13 protein-coding genes and 1 tRNA gene are annotated in these 17890 nt (G+C 58.1%); 13 read left to right on the top strand and 1 reads right to left on the bottom strand.

Features of this window, described 5'->3' with window-relative positions; genetic code table 11:
- Window positions 1-230 precede the first annotated feature (230 nt).
- The 10 genes from ACSQ3J_RS30465 to rpoC all read left to right on the top strand — a co-directional run bounded on the left by ACSQ3J_RS30465 (window position 231) and on the right by rpoC (window position 13779).
- On the top strand, window positions 231-1124 hold the full coding sequence (locus ACSQ3J_RS30465) for an NAD-dependent epimerase/dehydratase family protein (protein ID WP_060505014.1): 894 nt from the start codon (window positions 231-233) through the stop codon (window positions 1122-1124).
- A 149-nt stretch (window positions 1125-1273) separates the two neighbouring features.
- A tRNA-Trp gene (locus ACSQ3J_RS30460) sits at window positions 1274-1349 on the top strand.
- 196 nt (window positions 1350-1545) lie between these two features.
- Window positions 1546-1746, top strand: a complete 201-nt coding sequence (gene secE, locus ACSQ3J_RS30455) for a preprotein translocase subunit SecE (protein ID WP_037103350.1) — start codon at window positions 1546-1548, stop codon at window positions 1744-1746.
- A 16-nt stretch (window positions 1747-1762) separates the two neighbouring features.
- Window positions 1763-2293, top strand: coding sequence for a transcription termination/antitermination protein NusG (nusG, locus tag ACSQ3J_RS30450; RefSeq protein ID WP_060505015.1), 531 nt, complete (start codon window positions 1763-1765; stop codon window positions 2291-2293).
- A 262-nt stretch (window positions 2294-2555) separates the two neighbouring features.
- Complete coding sequence (gene rplK / locus ACSQ3J_RS30445) at window positions 2556-2987, top strand: 50S ribosomal protein L11 (RefSeq protein WP_037103352.1); 432 nt, start codon at window positions 2556-2558, stop codon at window positions 2985-2987.
- Between the two features lies 1 nt (window position 2988).
- Window positions 2989-3687: a 50S ribosomal protein L1 gene (gene rplA / locus ACSQ3J_RS30440; RefSeq protein ID WP_037103354.1), complete on the top strand. Its 699-nt coding sequence runs from the start codon at window positions 2989-2991 to the stop codon at window positions 3685-3687.
- A 324-nt stretch (window positions 3688-4011) separates the two neighbouring features.
- A complete protein-coding gene (gene rplJ, locus ACSQ3J_RS30435; protein WP_037103356.1) occupies window positions 4012-4533 on the top strand; it encodes a 50S ribosomal protein L10 in 522 nt (173 codons plus the stop codon).
- Window positions 4534-4590: 57 nt separating this feature from the next.
- Window positions 4591-4968, top strand: coding sequence for a 50S ribosomal protein L7/L12 (gene rplL, locus ACSQ3J_RS30430; RefSeq protein WP_037103358.1), 378 nt, complete (start codon window positions 4591-4593; stop codon window positions 4966-4968).
- A gap of 267 nt (window positions 4969-5235) precedes the next feature.
- A complete protein-coding gene (rpoB, locus tag ACSQ3J_RS30425) occupies window positions 5236-9378 on the top strand; it encodes a DNA-directed RNA polymerase subunit beta (RefSeq protein ID WP_060505013.1) in 4143 nt (1380 codons plus the stop codon).
- Between the two features lie 189 nt (window positions 9379-9567).
- Window positions 9568-13779 carry a DNA-directed RNA polymerase subunit beta' gene (rpoC, locus tag ACSQ3J_RS30420; protein WP_060505012.1) on the top strand — a complete coding sequence of 1404 codons (4212 nt, stop codon included), beginning with the start codon at window positions 9568-9570 and terminating at the stop codon, window positions 13777-13779.
- Between the two features lie 120 nt (window positions 13780-13899).
- On the opposite strand, the gene ACSQ3J_RS30415 is transcribed toward rpoC, so the two are convergent.
- A complete protein-coding gene (locus tag ACSQ3J_RS30415; protein WP_060505011.1) occupies window positions 13900-14196 on the bottom strand; it encodes a hypothetical protein in 297 nt (98 codons plus the stop codon).
- A gap of 575 nt (window positions 14197-14771) precedes the next feature.
- Between ACSQ3J_RS30415 and rpsL the strand changes: the two genes are divergently transcribed.
- The 3 genes from rpsL to fusA all read left to right on the top strand — a co-directional run bounded on the left by rpsL (window position 14772) and on the right by fusA (window position 17821).
- Window positions 14772-15143, top strand: coding sequence for a 30S ribosomal protein S12 (rpsL, locus tag ACSQ3J_RS30410; RefSeq protein ID WP_003507760.1), 372 nt, complete (start codon window positions 14772-14774; stop codon window positions 15141-15143).
- 78 nt (window positions 15144-15221) lie between these two features.
- The gene (rpsG, locus tag ACSQ3J_RS30405; RefSeq protein WP_037103366.1) at window positions 15222-15692 is read left to right on the top strand and encodes a 30S ribosomal protein S7; all 471 of its coding nucleotides are present in this window, start codon (window positions 15222-15224) and stop codon (window positions 15690-15692) included.
- Between the two features lie 29 nt (window positions 15693-15721).
- Window positions 15722-17821, top strand: a complete 2100-nt coding sequence (fusA, locus tag ACSQ3J_RS30400) for an elongation factor G (protein WP_060505010.1) — start codon at window positions 15722-15724, stop codon at window positions 17819-17821.
- The last annotated feature ends 69 nt before the right edge of the window (window positions 17822-17890 follow it).

The raw sequence follows: 17890 nt of genomic DNA, 5'->3' as shown, positions 1-17890 counted from the left end.
CGGCGATAGCAAGAACTGAAAAGGGCCCCGCTGGCAACAGCGGGGTTTTTTGTTATCTGGCAACAGATGGCATCATGTTGTTTGCTGCTGCGCCCGGAAACCTTGCGCGGCATGAATTGATCGTAGCCTGGTCTGGAGAGTGACCCTTGTGGCGCTCGAAGGGGCAGGGGCATAGCGGAATGACGGGCATGCAAGCGCCTGCACGGGGTTGTGACCGAACGGAGGATGTCATGGGCAAGAGAATTCTGTTTACCGGTGGTGCAGGCAAGGCAGGTCGCCACGCTGTGCCGTATCTCGTTGAGGCGGGCTATGAGGTGCATAATGTCGACCTGGCGCCACTGGAGAGCCCGGGCGTCACCAATCTGATCGCCGACATCACCGATAGCGGTCAGATGTTCAATGTCATGTCGATGCACCGGGATTTCCCCGATATGGAACAGGGGAAGGGGCCGCAGCCATTTGATGCGGTGGTTCATTTCGCCGCCGTGCCGCGCATCCTGATCAAGCCGGACAACGAAACCTTCCGCATCAACACGATGGGCACCTACAACGTCATCGAGGCGGCAGTGAAGCTCGGTATCCGCAAGATCATCATTGCCTCCAGCGAGACCACCTACGGCGTCTGCTTTGCCGAAGGTCATCGCGACTTTCATCAGTTCCCCCTGGATGAGGACTATGACGTTAATCCGATGGATTCCTACGGGCTGTCGAAGGTGGTGAACGAGAAGACGGCGCGTGCCTTTGCCGAACGCTCCGGGGCCGATATCTATGCGCTGAGGATAGGCAATGTCATCGAGCCGCACGAATACGCGCGATTCCCGGCCTATTTCGCCAATCCGGAAATCCGCAAACGCATCGCCTGGAGCTATATTGACGCCCGCGATCTCGGGCAGATCGTCAAGCTCTGCGTCGAGAAGGACGGGCTCGGTTTCCAGGTTTTCAATGCAGTCAATGATACGGTGTCGGCCAATACGCCGACGCGGGAACTGGCGGTGCGGTATTTTCCAGGCGTGCCGTTCACCCGCGAGATTGGTGAGTTCGAGAGCTTGCTTTCGAACCGGAAGATCCGCGAAGTGCTGGGGTTCCGGGAGGAGCATGACTGGCGTCAATACGTCGAAGTCTAGACTGTGGATATCAGGCCGGGAAAAACGGGACCGGATGCGGATTTCTTTTCTTTTTTCGCGCAAAGACGCTTGTCAATTCCGGTCAAACTGAATAATAACCCGCTGACTTCATGTGGCGCTTCGCATTTTGCATCTGGCGCTGCTGGTCTAGGGGTATAGCTCAGTTGGTAGAGCGGCGGTCTCCAAAACCGCAGGTCGTAAGTTCGAGCCTTACTGCCCCTGCCATTCAATTCGGTACATATCAAGCCGCAGCGAGCTGGCACACTATACAGGGAGAAGGCTTGTCTTTTCCGGCTAATTTCGCAAAAAGATCGTTGACCTCTTGTGATTTATAGAATCGGTCTTTATGTAGGGTTCAAACAGACACGCGGCGCGTGGGGCTGATCGTCAGCTTTACGGGCCGTTAAGGCGTGAGCATTCAATGGCATCCAAAACAAATCCATTTACGTTTCTGCAGCAGGTTCGTGCTGAGACGGCGAAAGTCACTTGGCCTTCACGGCGCGAGACGATGATCTCGACGCTGATGGTATTCGTCATGGTGTTCTTTGCGGCGATCTTCTTTTTTGCTGCGGACCAACTGATGGGCTGGCTGATTGGCCTCGTCCTGAATGCTGGCGTCTGAACGGTTGGGGATGAATATGGCAGCGCGTTGGTACATCGTTCACGCCTACTCGAATTTCGAGAAGAAGGTCGCTGAATCGATCGAGGAGAAGGCCAAGCAGAAGGGCTTGAGCCATCTGTTTGAAAAGATTCTCGTTCCGACCGAGAAGGTCGTTGAAGTTCGTCGTGGCCGCAAGGTCGATGCCGAGCGCAAGTTTTTTCCGGGTTACGTGCTTGTGCGCGCCAATCTGACGGATGAGGCCTATCACCTCATCAAGAATACGCCCAAGGTTACGGGCTTCCTCGGTTCCGACAACAAGCCGGTTCCGATCCCGGATTTCGAAGCCGAGCGCATTCTCGGTCAGGTTCAGGACGGTGTAGATCGTCCGAAGCCTTCGATTTCCTTTGAGGTCGGTGAGCAGGTACGCGTCTCCGACGGTCCGTTCGCATCGTTCAACGGTATCGTTCAGGACGTTGACGAGGAGCGTTCGCGCCTCAAGGTTGAAGTGTCGATCTTCGGCCGCGCTACGCCGGTTGATCTTGAGTACGCTCAGGTCGAAAAAGTCTGATTTCAGAATGCCGCAGCGCCGGGATTGTCTGGCTGCGCGGCATTCTTTTGTTTCCGGATGGTTTTATCCGGTAAAGGCGGGGCAACCCGCAATCCGCGTGGAAGGGTAAGGGTCTTAGCCGGATCCGGTTCCGCACCACGCAACCGCAGCCGCCGCGCTTTTCGAGCGTGGCATGAAGGGCCGGGAAACCGGCCAGAACATTTCCGGTTCCGATCTGCCATTGGCGGGGAGGGAGCCTGGAAAACCATAAAGGCAGAGAGATATGGCTAAGAAAGTTGCAGGCCAGCTCAAGCTTCAGGTCAAGGCAGGATCGGCAAACCCGTCCCCGCCAATCGGCCCGGCGCTTGGTCAGCGTGGCATTAACATCATGGAATTCTGCAAGTCGTTCAATGCGGCTACGCAGGAAATGGAAAAGGGCATGCCGATCCCGGTCGTCATCACCTATTACCAGGACAAGTCCTTCACTTTCGTCATGAAGCAGCCGCCAGTCAGCTACTTCCTGAAGAAGGAAGCAAAGCTCACCTCGGGTTCGAAGACCCCGGGCAAGGGAGCTGCTGCAGGTAAGCTCACCAAGGCTCAGATCAAGTCGATCGCCGAAGCCAAGATGAAGGACCTGAACGCAGCCGATATCGAAGGCGCAATGACCATGATCGAGGGCTCCGCCCGCGCCATGGGTCTGGAAGTGGTGGCGTAACATGGCAAAGCTTGCAAAGCGTGTACAGAAGACCCGCGAAGGCATCGATCCGACGAAGCTCGTTGCTCTGTCGGAAGCCATCACCCTGGTGAAGGCCCGTGCGATCGCAAAGTTCGACGAAACCATCGAAGTTGCGATGAACCTCGGTGTTGATCCGCGTCATGCCGACCAGATGGTCCGTGGCGTTGTCAACCTGCCGAACGGCACTGGCCGTGACGTTCGCGTTGCCGTGTTCGCACGTGGCGCCAAGGCTGATGAAGCTAAGGCTGCCGGCGCAGACATCGTCGGTGCGGAAGACCTGGTTGACATCGTTCAGGGCGGCAAGATCGATTTCGATCGCTGCATCGCCACTCCGGACATGATGCCGCTCGTCGGCCGTCTCGGCAAGGTACTCGGCCCGCGTGGCATGATGCCGAACCCGAAGGTCGGAACCGTCACCATGGACGTCGCCGGTGCTGTCAAGGCATCGAAGGGCGGCGCCGTTGAGTTCCGCGTCGAAAAGGCCGGTATCGTTCACGCTGGCATCGGCAAGGCATCGTTCGATGCTGCTGCTCTTGAAGAAAACATCCGCGCTTTCGCTGATGCGGTCATCAAGGCAAAGCCGGCTGGCGCCAAGGGCAACTACGTCAAGCGCGTCGCGATTTCCTCGACCATGGGTCCAGGCGTCAAGATCGACCCGTCGACGGTTAGCGCCGCTTAATCAGTTTATCCGGGCCTCGGTCCGGTCACAGATTTCCGGCTCCTCGGAGCCGGAAATTCCGGGATCAAACCCGGAACTCCTGTCCGAGATTGCAGGTGGTTATCCCTTAATCACTTCAGCCTGCATGAGATGGGTGAGTCCCGAATTTCATTTGACGCACGCAAGTGTGGAAATTCGGTTCGAACCTCGGCTTGCCTTGTGAACGCTGCGAAGCGTCCGCAGGGGACAGGATCCTCGAGCGTCGCCTGAGATCACCTTGATTTCTTGCGGCAAAGGCAAACCGACTGGGCTGTGTATTGCGGTCCAGTCAACTGGAGATAGGCAGTGGAAAGAGCGGAAAAACGCGAATTCGTCACGGAGCTGAACGAGTCCTTCAAGGGCGCCGGTTCGGTTGTCGTGGCCCACTATGCTGGTGTCACAGTCGCACAGATGAACGACTTCCGTTCGAAGATGCGCGCTGCTGGCGGCACCGTCAAAGTCGCGAAAAACCGCCTGGCCAAGATCGCCCTTCAGGGTACGGAAGCCGAAGGGATGTCCAATCTCTTCAAGGGCCAGACGCTGGTAGCATTCAGCGCCGACCCGATCACGGCTCCTAAGGTTCTCATGGACTTCGCCAAGACCAACGACAAGATCGTTGTTCTGGGTGGCGCCATGGGCGCAACCACGCTGTCCGCGGATGCAGTCAAGTCGCTTGCGACCCTGCCGTCGCTGGACGAGCTGCGTGCAAAGCTGCTGGGTATGATTCAGACCCCGGCAACGCGCATCGCATCGGTTGTTGCAGCACCGGCAAGCCAGCTTGCCCGCGTGTTCGCAGCCTACGCCAAGAAGGACGAAGAAGCCGCATAAGGCGGTTTTTCGTTGTTATATCAAACCAAGTTCGAACCGAATAAAAGGAACTATAAAATGGCTGATCTCTCTAAGATCGTTGAAGACCTGTCCTCGTTGACCGTTCTGGAAGCTGCAGAACTGTCGAAGCTTCTTGAAGAAAAGTGGGGCGTTTCCGCTGCTGCTCCGGTAGCCGTTGCTGCTGCTGGCGGCGCTGGCGTTGCTGCTGCTGCTGAAGAAGAAAAGACTGAGTTTGACGTCATCCTCGCTGATGCCGGCGCAAACAAGATCAACGTCATCAAGGAAGTCCGCGCGATCACAGGCCTCGGCCTGAAGGAAGCCAAGGATCTCGTTGAAGCTGCTCCGAAGGCCGTCAAGGAAGGCGTTTCCAAGGCTGAAGCTGCAGACCTCAAGAAGAAGCTCGAAGAAGCTGGCGCCAAGGTTGACGTCAAGTAATTCTGCTTGTTTTAAAGGAGAGGTGGCCATGAAAATGGCCGCCTCTCTTTGACCGCTTTCTGAACATATTACCCAAAAGCCCATTGAAAACGGCTTTTGGGTAATGGGTTCTTCAAGAGGATAGTCCCGAACCAGGAACAGCACAGCAATCCGCGCTGAGCGTTTTTGGGGGCTGGACGAGATTGAACAATCCATTGATTGACGGGGTCGACTGGCCATCGGTTCCCGTCCGTTGCAGGCCCGGATGCAAAATTTGAAGGAGCGACGATGGCTCAGACCCTTTCTTTCAATGGTCGTAGGCGCGTACGCAAGTTTTTTGGTAAAATTCCCGAAGTCGCAGAAATGCCGAACCTCATCGAGGTTCAGAAGGCATCCTACGATCAGTTCCTCATGGTCGACGAGCCGCAAGGCGGCCGTCCGGACGAGGGGCTTCAGTCTGTTTTCAAGTCGGTTTTCCCGATCACCGATTTCTCCGGCGCTTCGATGCTCGAATTCGTGTCCTACGAGTTCGAACAGCCGAAGTTCGACGTCGAGGAATGCCGTCAGCGCGATCTGACCTACGCAGCGCCGCTCAAGGTGACGCTGCGCCTCATCGTGTTTGATATTGACGAGGATACGGGCGCCAAGTCGATCAAGGACATCAAGGAACAGAACGTTTACATGGGCGACATGCCGCTCATGACCAACAACGGTACGTTCATCGTCAACGGCACCGAGCGCGTCATCGTCTCCCAGATGCACCGTTCGCCGGGCGTGTTCTTCGACCACGACAAGGGCAAGAGCCACTCCTCGGGCAAGCTGCTGTTTGCTGCCCGCGTCATTCCGTATCGCGGCTCCTGGCTCGACATCGAATTCGATGCCAAGGACGTTGTGCACGCCCGTATCGACCGCCGCCGCAAGATTCCGGTGACGTCGCTGCTGATGGCGCTCGGCATGGACGGCGAGGAAATCCTCGATACGTTCTACACCAAGTCGCTCTACCAGCGTGACGGCAAGGGCTGGCGCATTCCGTTCCAGCCGGACGTCTTGAAGGGCCAGAAGGCCTTGTCCGACCTGATCGACGCCGACACCGGCGAAGTGGTCGTGGAATCCGGCAAGAAGCTGACCCCGCGTCTGTTGAAGCAGCTCACCGAAAAGGGCCTCAAGGCCATCAAGGCGACCGATGACGAACTTTACGGCAACTTCCTGGCCGAAGACCTCGTCAACATGTCGACCGGTGAGATCTTCCTCGAAGCCGGCGATGAAATCGACGAGAAGACGCTCGGCGTCATCCTCGGTGCTGGTTTCGACGAAATCCCGATCCTCGACATCGACCATATCAATGTCGGTGCCTACATCCGCAACACGCTTTCGGTCGACAAGAACGAAAACCGTCAGGATGCGCTGTTCGATATCTACCGCGTCATGCGTCCCGGCGAGCCGCCGACCATGGATTCGGCTGAAGCCATGTTCAACACGTTGTTCTTCGATGCGGAGCGTTACGACCTGTCCGCCGTTGGCCGCGTGAAGATGAACATGCGTCTCGACGTGGATGCTGCCGATACGGTTCGTGTTCTGCGCAAGGAAGACATCCTGGCTGTTGTCCGGATGCTCGTGGACCTGCGTGACGGCAAGGGCGAAATCGACGACATCGACAACCTCGGCAACCGCCGTGTGCGTTCGGTCGGCGAATTGATGGAAAATCAGTATCGCCTCGGTCTGCTGCGCATGGAGCGTGCGATCAAGGAACGCATGTCGTCGATCGAAATCGACACTGTCATGCCGCAGGACCTGATCAACGCCAAGCCGGCTGCTGCCGCTGTTCGCGAGTTCTTCGGTTCCTCGCAGCTGTCGCAGTTCATGGACCAGGTGAACCCGCTGTCGGAAATCACCCACAAGCGCCGTCTTTCGGCTCTTGGACCGGGCGGTCTGACGCGCGAACGCGCCGGCTTCGAAGTCCGCGACGTTCACCCGACCCATTACGGCCGTATCTGCCCGATCGAAACGCCGGAAGGCCCGAACATCGGTCTGATCAACTCGCTGGCGACCTTTGCCCGCGTCAACAAGTATGGCTTCATCGAAAGCCCTTACCGCAAGATCGTTGACGGTAAGGTCACTAAGGATGTCGTCTATCTGTCGGCGATGGAAGAAGCCAAGTATCACGTGGCCCAGGCCAACTCCGAACTCAACGACGACCAGTCCTTCGTTGAAGAATTCGTTGTTTGCCGTCACGCTGGCGACGTTATGCTCGCTCCGCGCGATGTCGTGAACCTGATGGACGTTTCGCCAAAGCAGCTCGTTTCTGTTGCTGCGGCGCTCATTCCGTTCCTGGAAAACGACGACGCCAACCGCGCTCTGATGGGTTCCAACATGCAGCGTCAGGCCGTGCCTCTGCTGCGTGCGGAAGCACCGTTCGTCGGTACCGGCATGGAGCCGATCGTGGCTCGCGACTCCGGCGCTGCCATCGCTGCCCGTCGTGGCGGCGTGGTCGACCAGGTCGATGCGACCCGTATCGTTATCCGTGCGACGGAAGATCTCCAGGCCGGCAAGTCCGGCGTTGACATCTACCGCCTGCAGAAGTTCCAGCGTTCCAACCAGAACACCTGCGTCAACCAGCGCCCGCTGGTCACCGTCGGTGACATCCTGAACAAGGGCGACATCATCGCTGACGGTCCCTCGACCGATCTCGGTGACCTGGCTCTCGGCCGCAACGCGCTCGTCGCGTTCATGCCGTGGAACGGTTACAACTACGAGGACTCGATCCTTCTGTCCGAGCGCATCGTTCGCGATGACGTGTTCACCTCCATCCACATCGAAGAATTCGAAGTGATGGCGCGCGACACCAAGCTTGGTCCGGAAGAAATCACCCGCGACATTCCGAACGTTTCGGAAGAAGCGCTGAAGAACCTCGACGAAGCCGGTATCGTCTACATCGGCGCCGAAGTGGCTCCTGGCGACATTCTGGTCGGCAAGATCACCCCGAAGGGCGAAAGCCCGATGACGCCGGAAGAAAAGCTTCTGCGCGCCATCTTCGGTGAAAAGGCGTCCGACGTCCGCGACACCTCCATGCGTATGCCTCCGGGCACCTTCGGCACCATCGTCGAAGTTCGCGTCTTCAACCGTCACGGCGTGGAAAAAGACGAACGTGCGATGGCGATCGAGCGGGAAGAGATCGAGCGTCTTGCCAAGGACCGCGACGACGAACAGGCGATCCTCGATCGCAACGTCTACTCGCGTCTCCTCGACATGCTGCGCGGCCAGGTCGCTGTTGCCGGTCCGAAGGGCTTCAAGAAGGGCACCGAACTTTCGAACGCCGTCATTTCCGAATATCCCCGCTCGCAGTGGTGGATGTTTGCGACGGAAGACGAAAAGGCTCAGGGCGAAGTCGAAGCTCTGCGTGGCCAGTACGACGAATCCAAGTCGCTGCTCGAGCATCGCTTCATGGACAAGGTCGAAAAGGTTCAGCGTGGCGACGAAATGCCTCCGGGCGTCATGAAGATGGTCAAGGTCTTCGTCGCTGTGAAGCGCAAGATCCAGCCAGGCGACAAGATGGCTGGCCGTCACGGCAACAAGGGTGTGGTTTCTCGCATCGTGCCGATCGAAGACATGCCGTTCCTGGAAGATGGTACGCATGTTGACGTCGTGCTCAATCCGCTGGGCGTGCCTTCGCGCATGAACGTTGGCCAGATCCTTGAAACCCATCTGGGTTGGGCCTGCGCCGGCATGGGCAAGCAGATCGGTCAGATGCTCGACGCCTATAAGGCAGGCGACAGCATCCAGCCGCTGCGCGATACCATTGACAGCGTCATTGGTTCCGGTCCGAAGGGCGAGCCGATCAAGGACTACGACGATGAATCCATCGTCCGTCTGGCCGAGCAGACCCGCCGCGGCGTGTCGATCGCAACGCCTGTCTTCGACGGTGCTGTCGAAGCCGACGTCAACGAGATGCTGGAACAGGCAGGCCTGAAGGTTTCGGGTCAGTCGACGCTGTATGATGGCCGTACCGGCGATCAGTTCGACCGTCAGGTGACGGTCGGCTACATCTACATGCTGAAGCTGAACCACCTTGTGGACGACAAGATCCACGCCCGTTCGATCGGTCCTTACTCGCTCGTCACTCAGCAGCCGCTCGGTGGTAAGGCGCAGTTCGGCGGTCAGCGCTTCGGGGAAATGGAAGTCTGGGCTCTGGAAGCTTACGGCGCCGCCTACACCCTGCAGGAAATGCTGACGGTGAAGTCCGACGACGTGGCCGGCCGTACCAAGGTCTACGAAGCGATCGTCCGCGGAGACGACACCTTCGAAGCCGGTATTCCGGAGAGCTTCAACGTTCTCGTCAAGGAAATGCGCTCGCTGGGTCTTTCTGTCGAACTGGAGAACTCCAAGCTCGACGAACTCACGACGGCGACGCAGCTGCCGGACGCGGCCGAGTAAGACATCAGGGTGCGTGCCGCTTTTAAAAAGGCGGCGCGCACCGTTTCCACCCGATCCCGCGTTGGCGGGGCAGGGTAGGAAATACGGCCGCATTTGATGCGGTTTTATCCGTTTCGAGCAGGAGCCGGCGCCCGGGAATTGCCGCGCTCTCTGCCAAGCTCAGGGCGATAGCCCATAAAGGAGATAGGCATGAACCAAGAGGTCATGAACCTTTTCAATCCGCAGGTGCCTGCGCAGACCTTCGATTCCATCCGGATCTCGATTGCGTCGCCGGAGAAGATTCTCTCCTGGTCCTACGGTGAGATCAAGAAGCCGGAAACCATCAACTACCGCACGTTCAAGCCGGAACGCGACGGCCTGTTCTGCGCGCGCATCTTTGGCCCGATCAAGGACTATGAGTGCCTGTGCGGCAAGTACAAGCGCATGAAGTACAAGGGCATCATCTGCGAAAAGTGCGGCGTCGAAGTGACGTTGTCGCGCGTTCGCCGTGAGCGCATGGGGCATATCGAGCTTGCCGCTCCGGTCGCCCATATCTGGTTCCTGAAGTCCCTGCCGAGCCGCATCGCGACGCTGCTCGACATGACGCTGAAGGATATCGAGCGCGTCCTCTATTTCGAAAACTACATCGTCACCGAGCCAGGCCTGACTTCTCTCAAGGAAAATCAGCTTCTCTCGGAAGAAGAATACATGATCGCCGTCGACGAGTTCGGCGAAGATCAGTTCACGGCGATGATCGGTGCTGAAGCCATCTACGAGATGCTGGCCTCGATGAATCTCGAAAAGATCGCCGGCGATCTGCGTTCGGAAATGGCTGACACCACGTCCGAGCTGAAGCAGAAGAAGCTGATGAAGCGCCTGAAGATCGTTGAGAACTTCATGGAATCCGGCAACCGTCCGGAATGGATGATCATGAAGGTCGTTCCGGTGATCCCGCCGGATCTGCGTCCGCTGGTTCCGCTGGACGGCGGCCGTTTCGCGACGTCCGACCTCAACGACCTCTATCGCCGCGTCATCAACCGGAACAACCGGTTGAAGCGCCTGATCGAGCTGCGTGCGCCTGGCATCATCATCCGCAACGAAAAGCGCATGCTGCAGGAATCCGTTGACGCCCTGTTTGACAACGGCCGCCGCGGCCGCGTCATCACCGGTGCCAACAAGCGTCCGCTGAAGTCGCTGTCCGACATGCTCAAGGGCAAGCAGGGCCGCTTCCGTCAGAACCTGCTCGGCAAGCGCGTCGACTATTCCGGCCGTTCGGTTATCGTGACCGGCCCGGAACTGAAGCTGCACCAGTGCGGTCTGCCGAAGAAGATGGCGCTCGAACTGTTCAAGCCATTCATCTACGCCCGCCTCGACGCCAAGGGTTATTCCTCGACCGTCAAGCAGGCCAAGAAGCTGGTTGAAAAGGAAAAGCCGGAAGTCTGGGATATTCTCGACGAGGTTATCCGCGAGCATCCGGTTCTCCTGAACCGCGCTCCGACGCTGCACCGCCTGGGCATCCAGGCCTTCGAACCGACCCTGGTCGAAGGCAAGGCGATCCAGCTGCATCCGCTCGTCTGCACGGCGTTCAACGCCGACTTCGACGGTGACCAGATGGCCGTTCACGTCCCGCTGTCGCTGGAAGCGCAGCTGGAAGCGCGCGTGCTCATGATGTCGACGAACAACATTCTGCACCCGGCAAACGGCGCGCCGATCATCGTTCCGTCGCAGGACATGGTTCTCGGCCTCTACTATCTGTCGATCCTGAACCAGAACGAGCCGGGCGAAGGCATGGCCTTCTCCGATCTCGGCGAACTGCATCACGCGCTTGAAACCAAGTCGGTGACGCTGCACGCCAAGATCCGTGGCCGCTTCAAGACCGTCGATGCCGAAGGCAAGCCGGTTTCGAAGATCTATGAAACCACGCCTGGCCGTATGCTCATCGGCGAACTTCTGCCGAAGAACGCCAACGTGCCGTTCGACGTCTGCAACCAGGAACTGACCAAGAAGAACATCTCCAAGATGATCGACACGGTCTACCGTCATTGCGGCCAGAAGGACACGGTCATTTTCTGCGACCGCATCATGCAGCTCGGCTTCGCCCATGCCTGCCGAGCCGGCATTTCGTTCGGCAAGGACGACATGGTCATTCCGGATACCAAGGCCAAGATCGTCGGCGACACCGAAAGCCTGGTGAAGGAATACGAACAGCAGTACAATGACGGCCTGATCACTCAGGGCGAAAAGTACAACAAGGTGGTCGACGCCTGGGGTAAGGCAACGGACAAGGTCGCCGAAGACATGATGGCCCGCATCAAGGCCGTTGAGTTCGACCCGGCAACCGGCCGGCAGAAGCCGATGAACGCCATCTATATGATGTCGCACTCCGGCGCCCGTGGTTCTCCGAACCAGATGCGTCAGCTGGGCGGCATGCGCGGCCTGATGGCCAAGCCGTCGGGTGAAATCATCGAGACGCCGATCATCTCGAACTTCAAGGAAGGCCTGACCGTTAACGAGTACTTCAACTCGACCCACGGTGCCCGTAAGGGTCTCGCAGACACCGCCTTGAAGACCGCAAACTCCGGTTACCTGACACGCCGTCTCGTCGACGTCGCGCAGGATTGCATCGTCAATTCGACGGATTGCGGTACCGAAACCGGCCTCACCATGACCGCCATCGTCGATGCCGGTCAGGTTGTTGCCTCCATCGGTGCCCGTGTTCTCGGCCGTACCGCACTCGACAATATCGATCATCCGGTTACCGGCGATCGCATCGTCGACGCTGGCAAGATGATCCTCGAAGCCGATGTCGTCGAAATCGAAAAGGCTGGCATCCAGTCGATCCGTATTCGCTCGGCACTGACCTGCGAAATCCAGACCGGCGTCTGCGGCGTCTGCTACGGCCGTGACCTTGCCCGCGGTACTCCTGTCAACATGGGTGAAGCGGTCGGTGTTATCGCTGCTCAGTCGATCGGTGAACCGGGCACCCAGCTCACCATGCGTACGTTCCACCTTGGTGGCACGGCGACGGTTGTCGACAGCTCGTTCCTGGAAGCGTCGTACGAAGGTACGATCCAGATCAAGAACCGCAACATGCTGCGCAACTCGGAAAACGTTCTCGTCGCAATGGGCCGCAACATGGCGATCCAGATTCTCGACGAACGTGGTGTCGAGCGGTCCTCGCAGCGTGTCGCCTACGGTTCGAAGATCTTTGTCGATGATGGTGACAAGGTGAAGCGCGGCCAGCGTCTGGCCGAGTGGGACCCCTACACACGCCCGATGATGACGGAAGTCGAAGGTACGGTTCATTTCGAAGATATCGTCGATGGTATCTCCGTTCTGGAAGCGACCGACGAAGCAACCGGCATCACCAAGCGTCAGGTTATCGATTGGCGTTCGACGCCACGCGGTATCGACCTGAAGCCGGCAATCGTCATCAAGGACAAGAACGGCGCAGTCATGAAGCTGTCGCGTGGTGGCGACGCCCGCTTCATGCTTTCGGTCGACGCCATTCTGTCGGTAGAGCCGGGCACCAAGGTCTCCCAGGGTGACGTGCTCGCACGTTCGCCGCTGGAAAGCGCCAAGACGAAGGACATCACCGGCGGTCTGCCGCGCGTTGCCGAACTCTTCGAAGCGCGCCGTCCGAAGGATCACGCGATCATCGCCGAAATCGATGGTACGATCCGCTTCGGCCGCGACTACAAGAACAAGCGCCGCGTGCTGATCGAGCCTGCGGAAGACGGTGTAGAGCCGGTCGAGTACCTGATCCCGAAGGGCAAGCCCTTCCATCTTCAGGATGGCGACTATATCGAAAAGGGTGACTACATCCTCGACGGTAACCCGGCACCGCATGACATCCTGGCGATCAAGGGTGTGGAGGCACTTGCTTCCTACCTGGTCAACGAAATCCAGGAAGTCTATCGTCTGCAGGGCGTTGTGATCAACGACAAGCACATCGAGGTGATCGTTCGCCAGATGCTGCAGAAGGTGGAAGTGACCGACGCCGGTGACTCGACCTATATCGTTGGCGACAGCGTCGACCGCATCGAACTGGAAGATGTCAACGATCAGCTGATCGAACAGGGCAAGAAGCCGGCTTACGGCGATCCGGTTCTGCTCGGCATCACCAAGGCATCGCTGCAGACGCCGTCGTTCATCTCGGCCGCTTCCTTCCAGGAAACGACCAAGGTGCTGACGGAAGCTGCGATCGCCGGCAAGACCGACGGCCTGCAGGGTCTGAAGGAAAACGTCATCGTCGGCCGCCTTATCCCGGCCGGTACCGGTGGCACCATGACCCAGATCCGCCGTATTGCGACCGCGCGCGACGAGATGATCCTCGAAGAGCGCCGCAAGGGAACGGGTGCCGACGCTGCAACGCCGATGCTGGCCGACATGGCAGCCAAGGAAGAAGCAGCAGCCGAATAAGGCTGAAAAGGCGAGGGCGGTTCTGCCGCCCTTGGTCTCCCATTGAAAAAGCCGCCCGGATCGCTCCGGGCGGCTTTTTGCATTCTCGCTATCGGCGTCCGCCGATGACACCCCTTTCGGTCAACCGAACTTGATGATCGCGACTTCACCGGTGAGCGCGCCCTGGTAGGCGGAGGCGTGCGGCTCATCGTCCGGTGCATCGGTCAAGGTGCCGATCTGGTCGAGGTCTGCTTCGAGGAAACCTTCCTCGGCCAGTGCATTCAAGGCTTCACGCACGGCGGTGTCGTCGTCGGGTGCGCGCAGCATCACGTGGATGTCCACGCCCTCTTTGTCGCCATCCTGCTCATACGCCTTGCCGATGATGATGAAGACCATCGGTCCGTCGAGATTGTTGTCGTTGTCCGGCTTGGCAGTCATGGCTCATTCCTCTTTCGAAAGCTCTATTCTGTGACATTACAGCGTATTGCCGCAGCGCGCGCCGGAAAAAACACTGTTCCACGACGAATCGTCGAGACTTGGGGGGAGGGCGATTCCCCCGGTTCTTGCCGAATTGCAGAATTGCTTTATGATTCTTTAAGTTGAGAAGCCTGCTCCGGCGATTCCGCCTTTCGGGAGCAGGGGCGAGCTCCTCTTTGCCCGGCAAAGCCTTGTTTTGCAGGCATGACAGCCCTGCGCGTCCGGGAATATTTGTTAATTCCCCTTGACGGGACACCCCGAAATCAGTACACCCCGCCCCATCGGAGCCTATGTGAGGCTGGCTGGTTCGGAACGTCATGTTCTGGAGTTCGCCTCAAACAAGGTTCGAAACGCACGCTGAAGACCAAAATGCTGGACGCAAGACGCTGAAATAACAGTGTCCTCTGCTTTTTTGCGGGCCATCTGCTGAAAAGTGGATCGGTCCTCGTTTTGCGCATTTATAGCGTTCGAAACCGCCGGCGACGGCATTGATCCGCCCGCAAGGGTATTGAGACAGAATTGTAAGGGATGGTTATATGCCTACCGTAAACCAGCTGATCCGCAAGCCGCGTCAGGCACAGGTAAAGCGTAATAAGGTTCCTGCTTTGCAGGAAAACCCGCAGAAGCGTGGCGTTTGCACCCGCGTTTATACGACGACCCCGAAGAAGCCGAACTCGGCTCTGCGTAAGGTTGCCAAGATCCGCCTCACCAACGGCTTCGAAGTCATCGGCTACATTCCGGGCGAGGGTCACAACCTTCAGGAACACTCCGTTGTCATGATCCGCGGCGGCCGTGTAAAGGACTTGCCGGGCGTTCGTTACCACATCATTCGCGGCGTTCTCGATACCCAGGGTGTCAAGAATCGTAAGCAGCGCCGTTCGAAGTATGGTGCGAAGCGTCCGAAGTAATTCGGGTTCCACAGTTTAAGGCGCTGCGCGAGGTTCTCCGCGTGTTAAGGCGCCCGTTCAAAGTTGAGAGACAAAAGTATGTCACGTCGTCATAGTGCAGAAAAGCGCGAGATCAATCCGGACCCGAAGTTCGGCGATCTGGTTGTCACCAAGTTCATGAATGCTATCATGCTTCATGGTAAGAAGTCGGTCGCTGAAAGCATCGTTTACGGTGCATTCGATCTCGTTCAGGGCAAGCTGAAGCAGGAGCCGGTCACCGTGTTCCATTCCGCGCTCGACAATATCGCTCCGCACGTCGAAGTCCGTTCGCGCCGCGTTGGTGGTGCAACCTATCAGGTTCCGGTCGATGTTCGTCCCGAACGCCGCCAGGCTCTTGCCATTCGCTGGCTGATCGCTGCTGCCCGCAAGCGCAACGAAACCACCATGATCGATCGCCTCTGCGGCGAACTCATGGATGCTGCGAACAACCGTGGTAGCGCCGTCAAGAAGCGCGAAGACACGCACAAGATGGCCGACGCCAACCGCGCATTCTCGCATTACCGCTGGTAATCGACGAACAATTTTCGAAAGGCAGTCATATGGCTCGCGAATATAAAATCGAAGACTACCGTAATTTTGGTATCATGGCGCATATCGACGCCGGCAAGACCACGACGACCGAGCGGATTCTGTACTACACGGGCAAGTCGCACAAGATCGGCGAAGTCCATGACGGCGCTGCCACCATGGACTGGATGGAGCAGGAACAGGAACGCGGTATCACCATCACGTCCGCTGCTACCACGACCTTCTGGAAGGGCCGTGACGGCAAGATGCGCCGCTTCAACATCATCGACACCCCCGGCCACGTCGACTTCACCATTGAAGTCGAGCGTTCGCTGCGTGTTCTCGACGGTGCGATCGCCCTGCTCGACGCCAACGCTGGTGTAGAGCCGCAGACGGAAACCGTCTGGCGTCAGGCTGAAAAGTACAACGTCCCGCGGATGATCTTCTGCAACAAGATGGACAAGACCGGCGCCGATTTCTATCGCTCGGTTTCGATGATCAAGTCGCGCCTCGGTGCGATCCCGGTTGTCATGCAGCTGCCGATCGGCGCAGAAAGCGACTTCAAGGGCGTTATCGACCTGGTCGAAATGAACGCGCTCGTCTGGCGTGATGAATCGCTCGGCGCCCAGTGGGATGTCGTTGAAATCCCGGACGACATGAAGGAACAGGCTGCGGAATACCGCGAACTCCTCATCGAGACCGTTGTCGATATCGACGAAGCAGCAATGGAAAACTACTTGAACGGCGTCATGCCCGACAACGATCAGATCCGTGCGCTGGTTCGCCGTGGTACCATCGACGTGAAGTTTCACCCGATGTTCTGCGGTACGGCCTTCAAAAACAAGGGCGTTCAGCCTCTGCTCGACGCCGTCTGCGATTACCTGCCGTCGCCGCTCGACATTCCGTCGATCAAGGGCATCGACGTCAAGACCGAAGCCGAAATCGAACGTCATCCGTCCGATGACGAGCCGCTTTCGATGCTCGCGTTCAAGATCATGAACGACCCCTTCGTCGGTTCGCTCACCTTCGCCCGTATCTATTCCGGCAAGCTCGAAAAAGGCACGTCGGTCATGAACACGGTCAAGGAAAAGCGCGAGCGCGTTGGCCGTATGCTGCAGATGCATTCCAACTCCCGTGAAGACATCGAAGAAGCCTTTGCTGGCGACATCGTTGCTCTCGCGGGTCTCAAGGACACCACCACCGGCGACACGCTCTGCGATCCGCTGAAGCAGGTTATCCTTGAGCGTATGGAATTCCCCGAGCCGGTCATCCAGATCGCCATCGAGCCGAAGACCAAGAACGACCAGGAAAAGATGGGCCTCGCGCTGAACCGCCTGGCTGCTGAAGATCCGTCGTTCCGCGTCAAGACGGACGAAGAATCCGGTCAGACGATCATCGCCGGCATGGGCGAACTCCACCTCGACATTCTCGTCGACCGTATGCGTCGCGAATTCAAGGTTGAAGCTACCGTCGGTGCGCCGCAGGTTGCTTACCGTGAATCGATCACGAAGAAGCACGAAGAAGACTACACGCACAAGAAGCAGTCCGGTGGTACCGGTCAGTTCGCGCGCGTCAAGATCATCTTCGAACCGAACGATGAAGGCGATGACTTCAAGTTCGAGTCGAAGATTGTTGGTGGTGCAATTCCGAAGGAATACATCCCCGGCGTTCAGAAGGGCATCGAAAGCGTTCTTTCTTCGGGTCCGCTGGCCGGCTTCCCGATGCTTGGCGTCAAGGCAACCCTGATCGACGGCGCATTCCACGATGTCGACTCCTCGGTTCTGGCGTTCGAAATCGCTTCGCGTGCCTGCTTCCGTGAAGCAGCCAAGAAGGCTGGTGCACAGCTGCTCGAGCCGATGATGAAGGTCGAAGTCGTGACGCCGGAAGATTACGTCGGTGACGTAATCGGCGATCTGAACTCGCGTCGCGGTCAGATCCAGGGCCAGGAAACGCGCGGCATCGCCGTCGTTATCAGCGCCAACGTACCGCTGGCCAACATGTTCAAGTACGTGGACAACCTGCGCTCGATGTCGCAGGGCCGTGCACAGTACACGATGACCTTCGACCACTATGCGCCGGTTCCTTCGAACGTGGCACAGGAAATCCAGGCGAAATACTCCGGTCAGAAGTGACCGGAGCCTAACGCCAGCTGACAGAAACAAGAGAATTACCCTTCGGGGTTACAAAACGGAGAGCCGGAA

Source organism: Rhizobium sp. LjRoot98 (assembly GCF_964252935.1).
Taxonomy (GTDB): Bacteria; Pseudomonadota; Alphaproteobacteria; order Rhizobiales; family Rhizobiaceae; genus Pararhizobium.
This window is presented reverse-complemented; position numbering and strand designations above follow the sequence as displayed.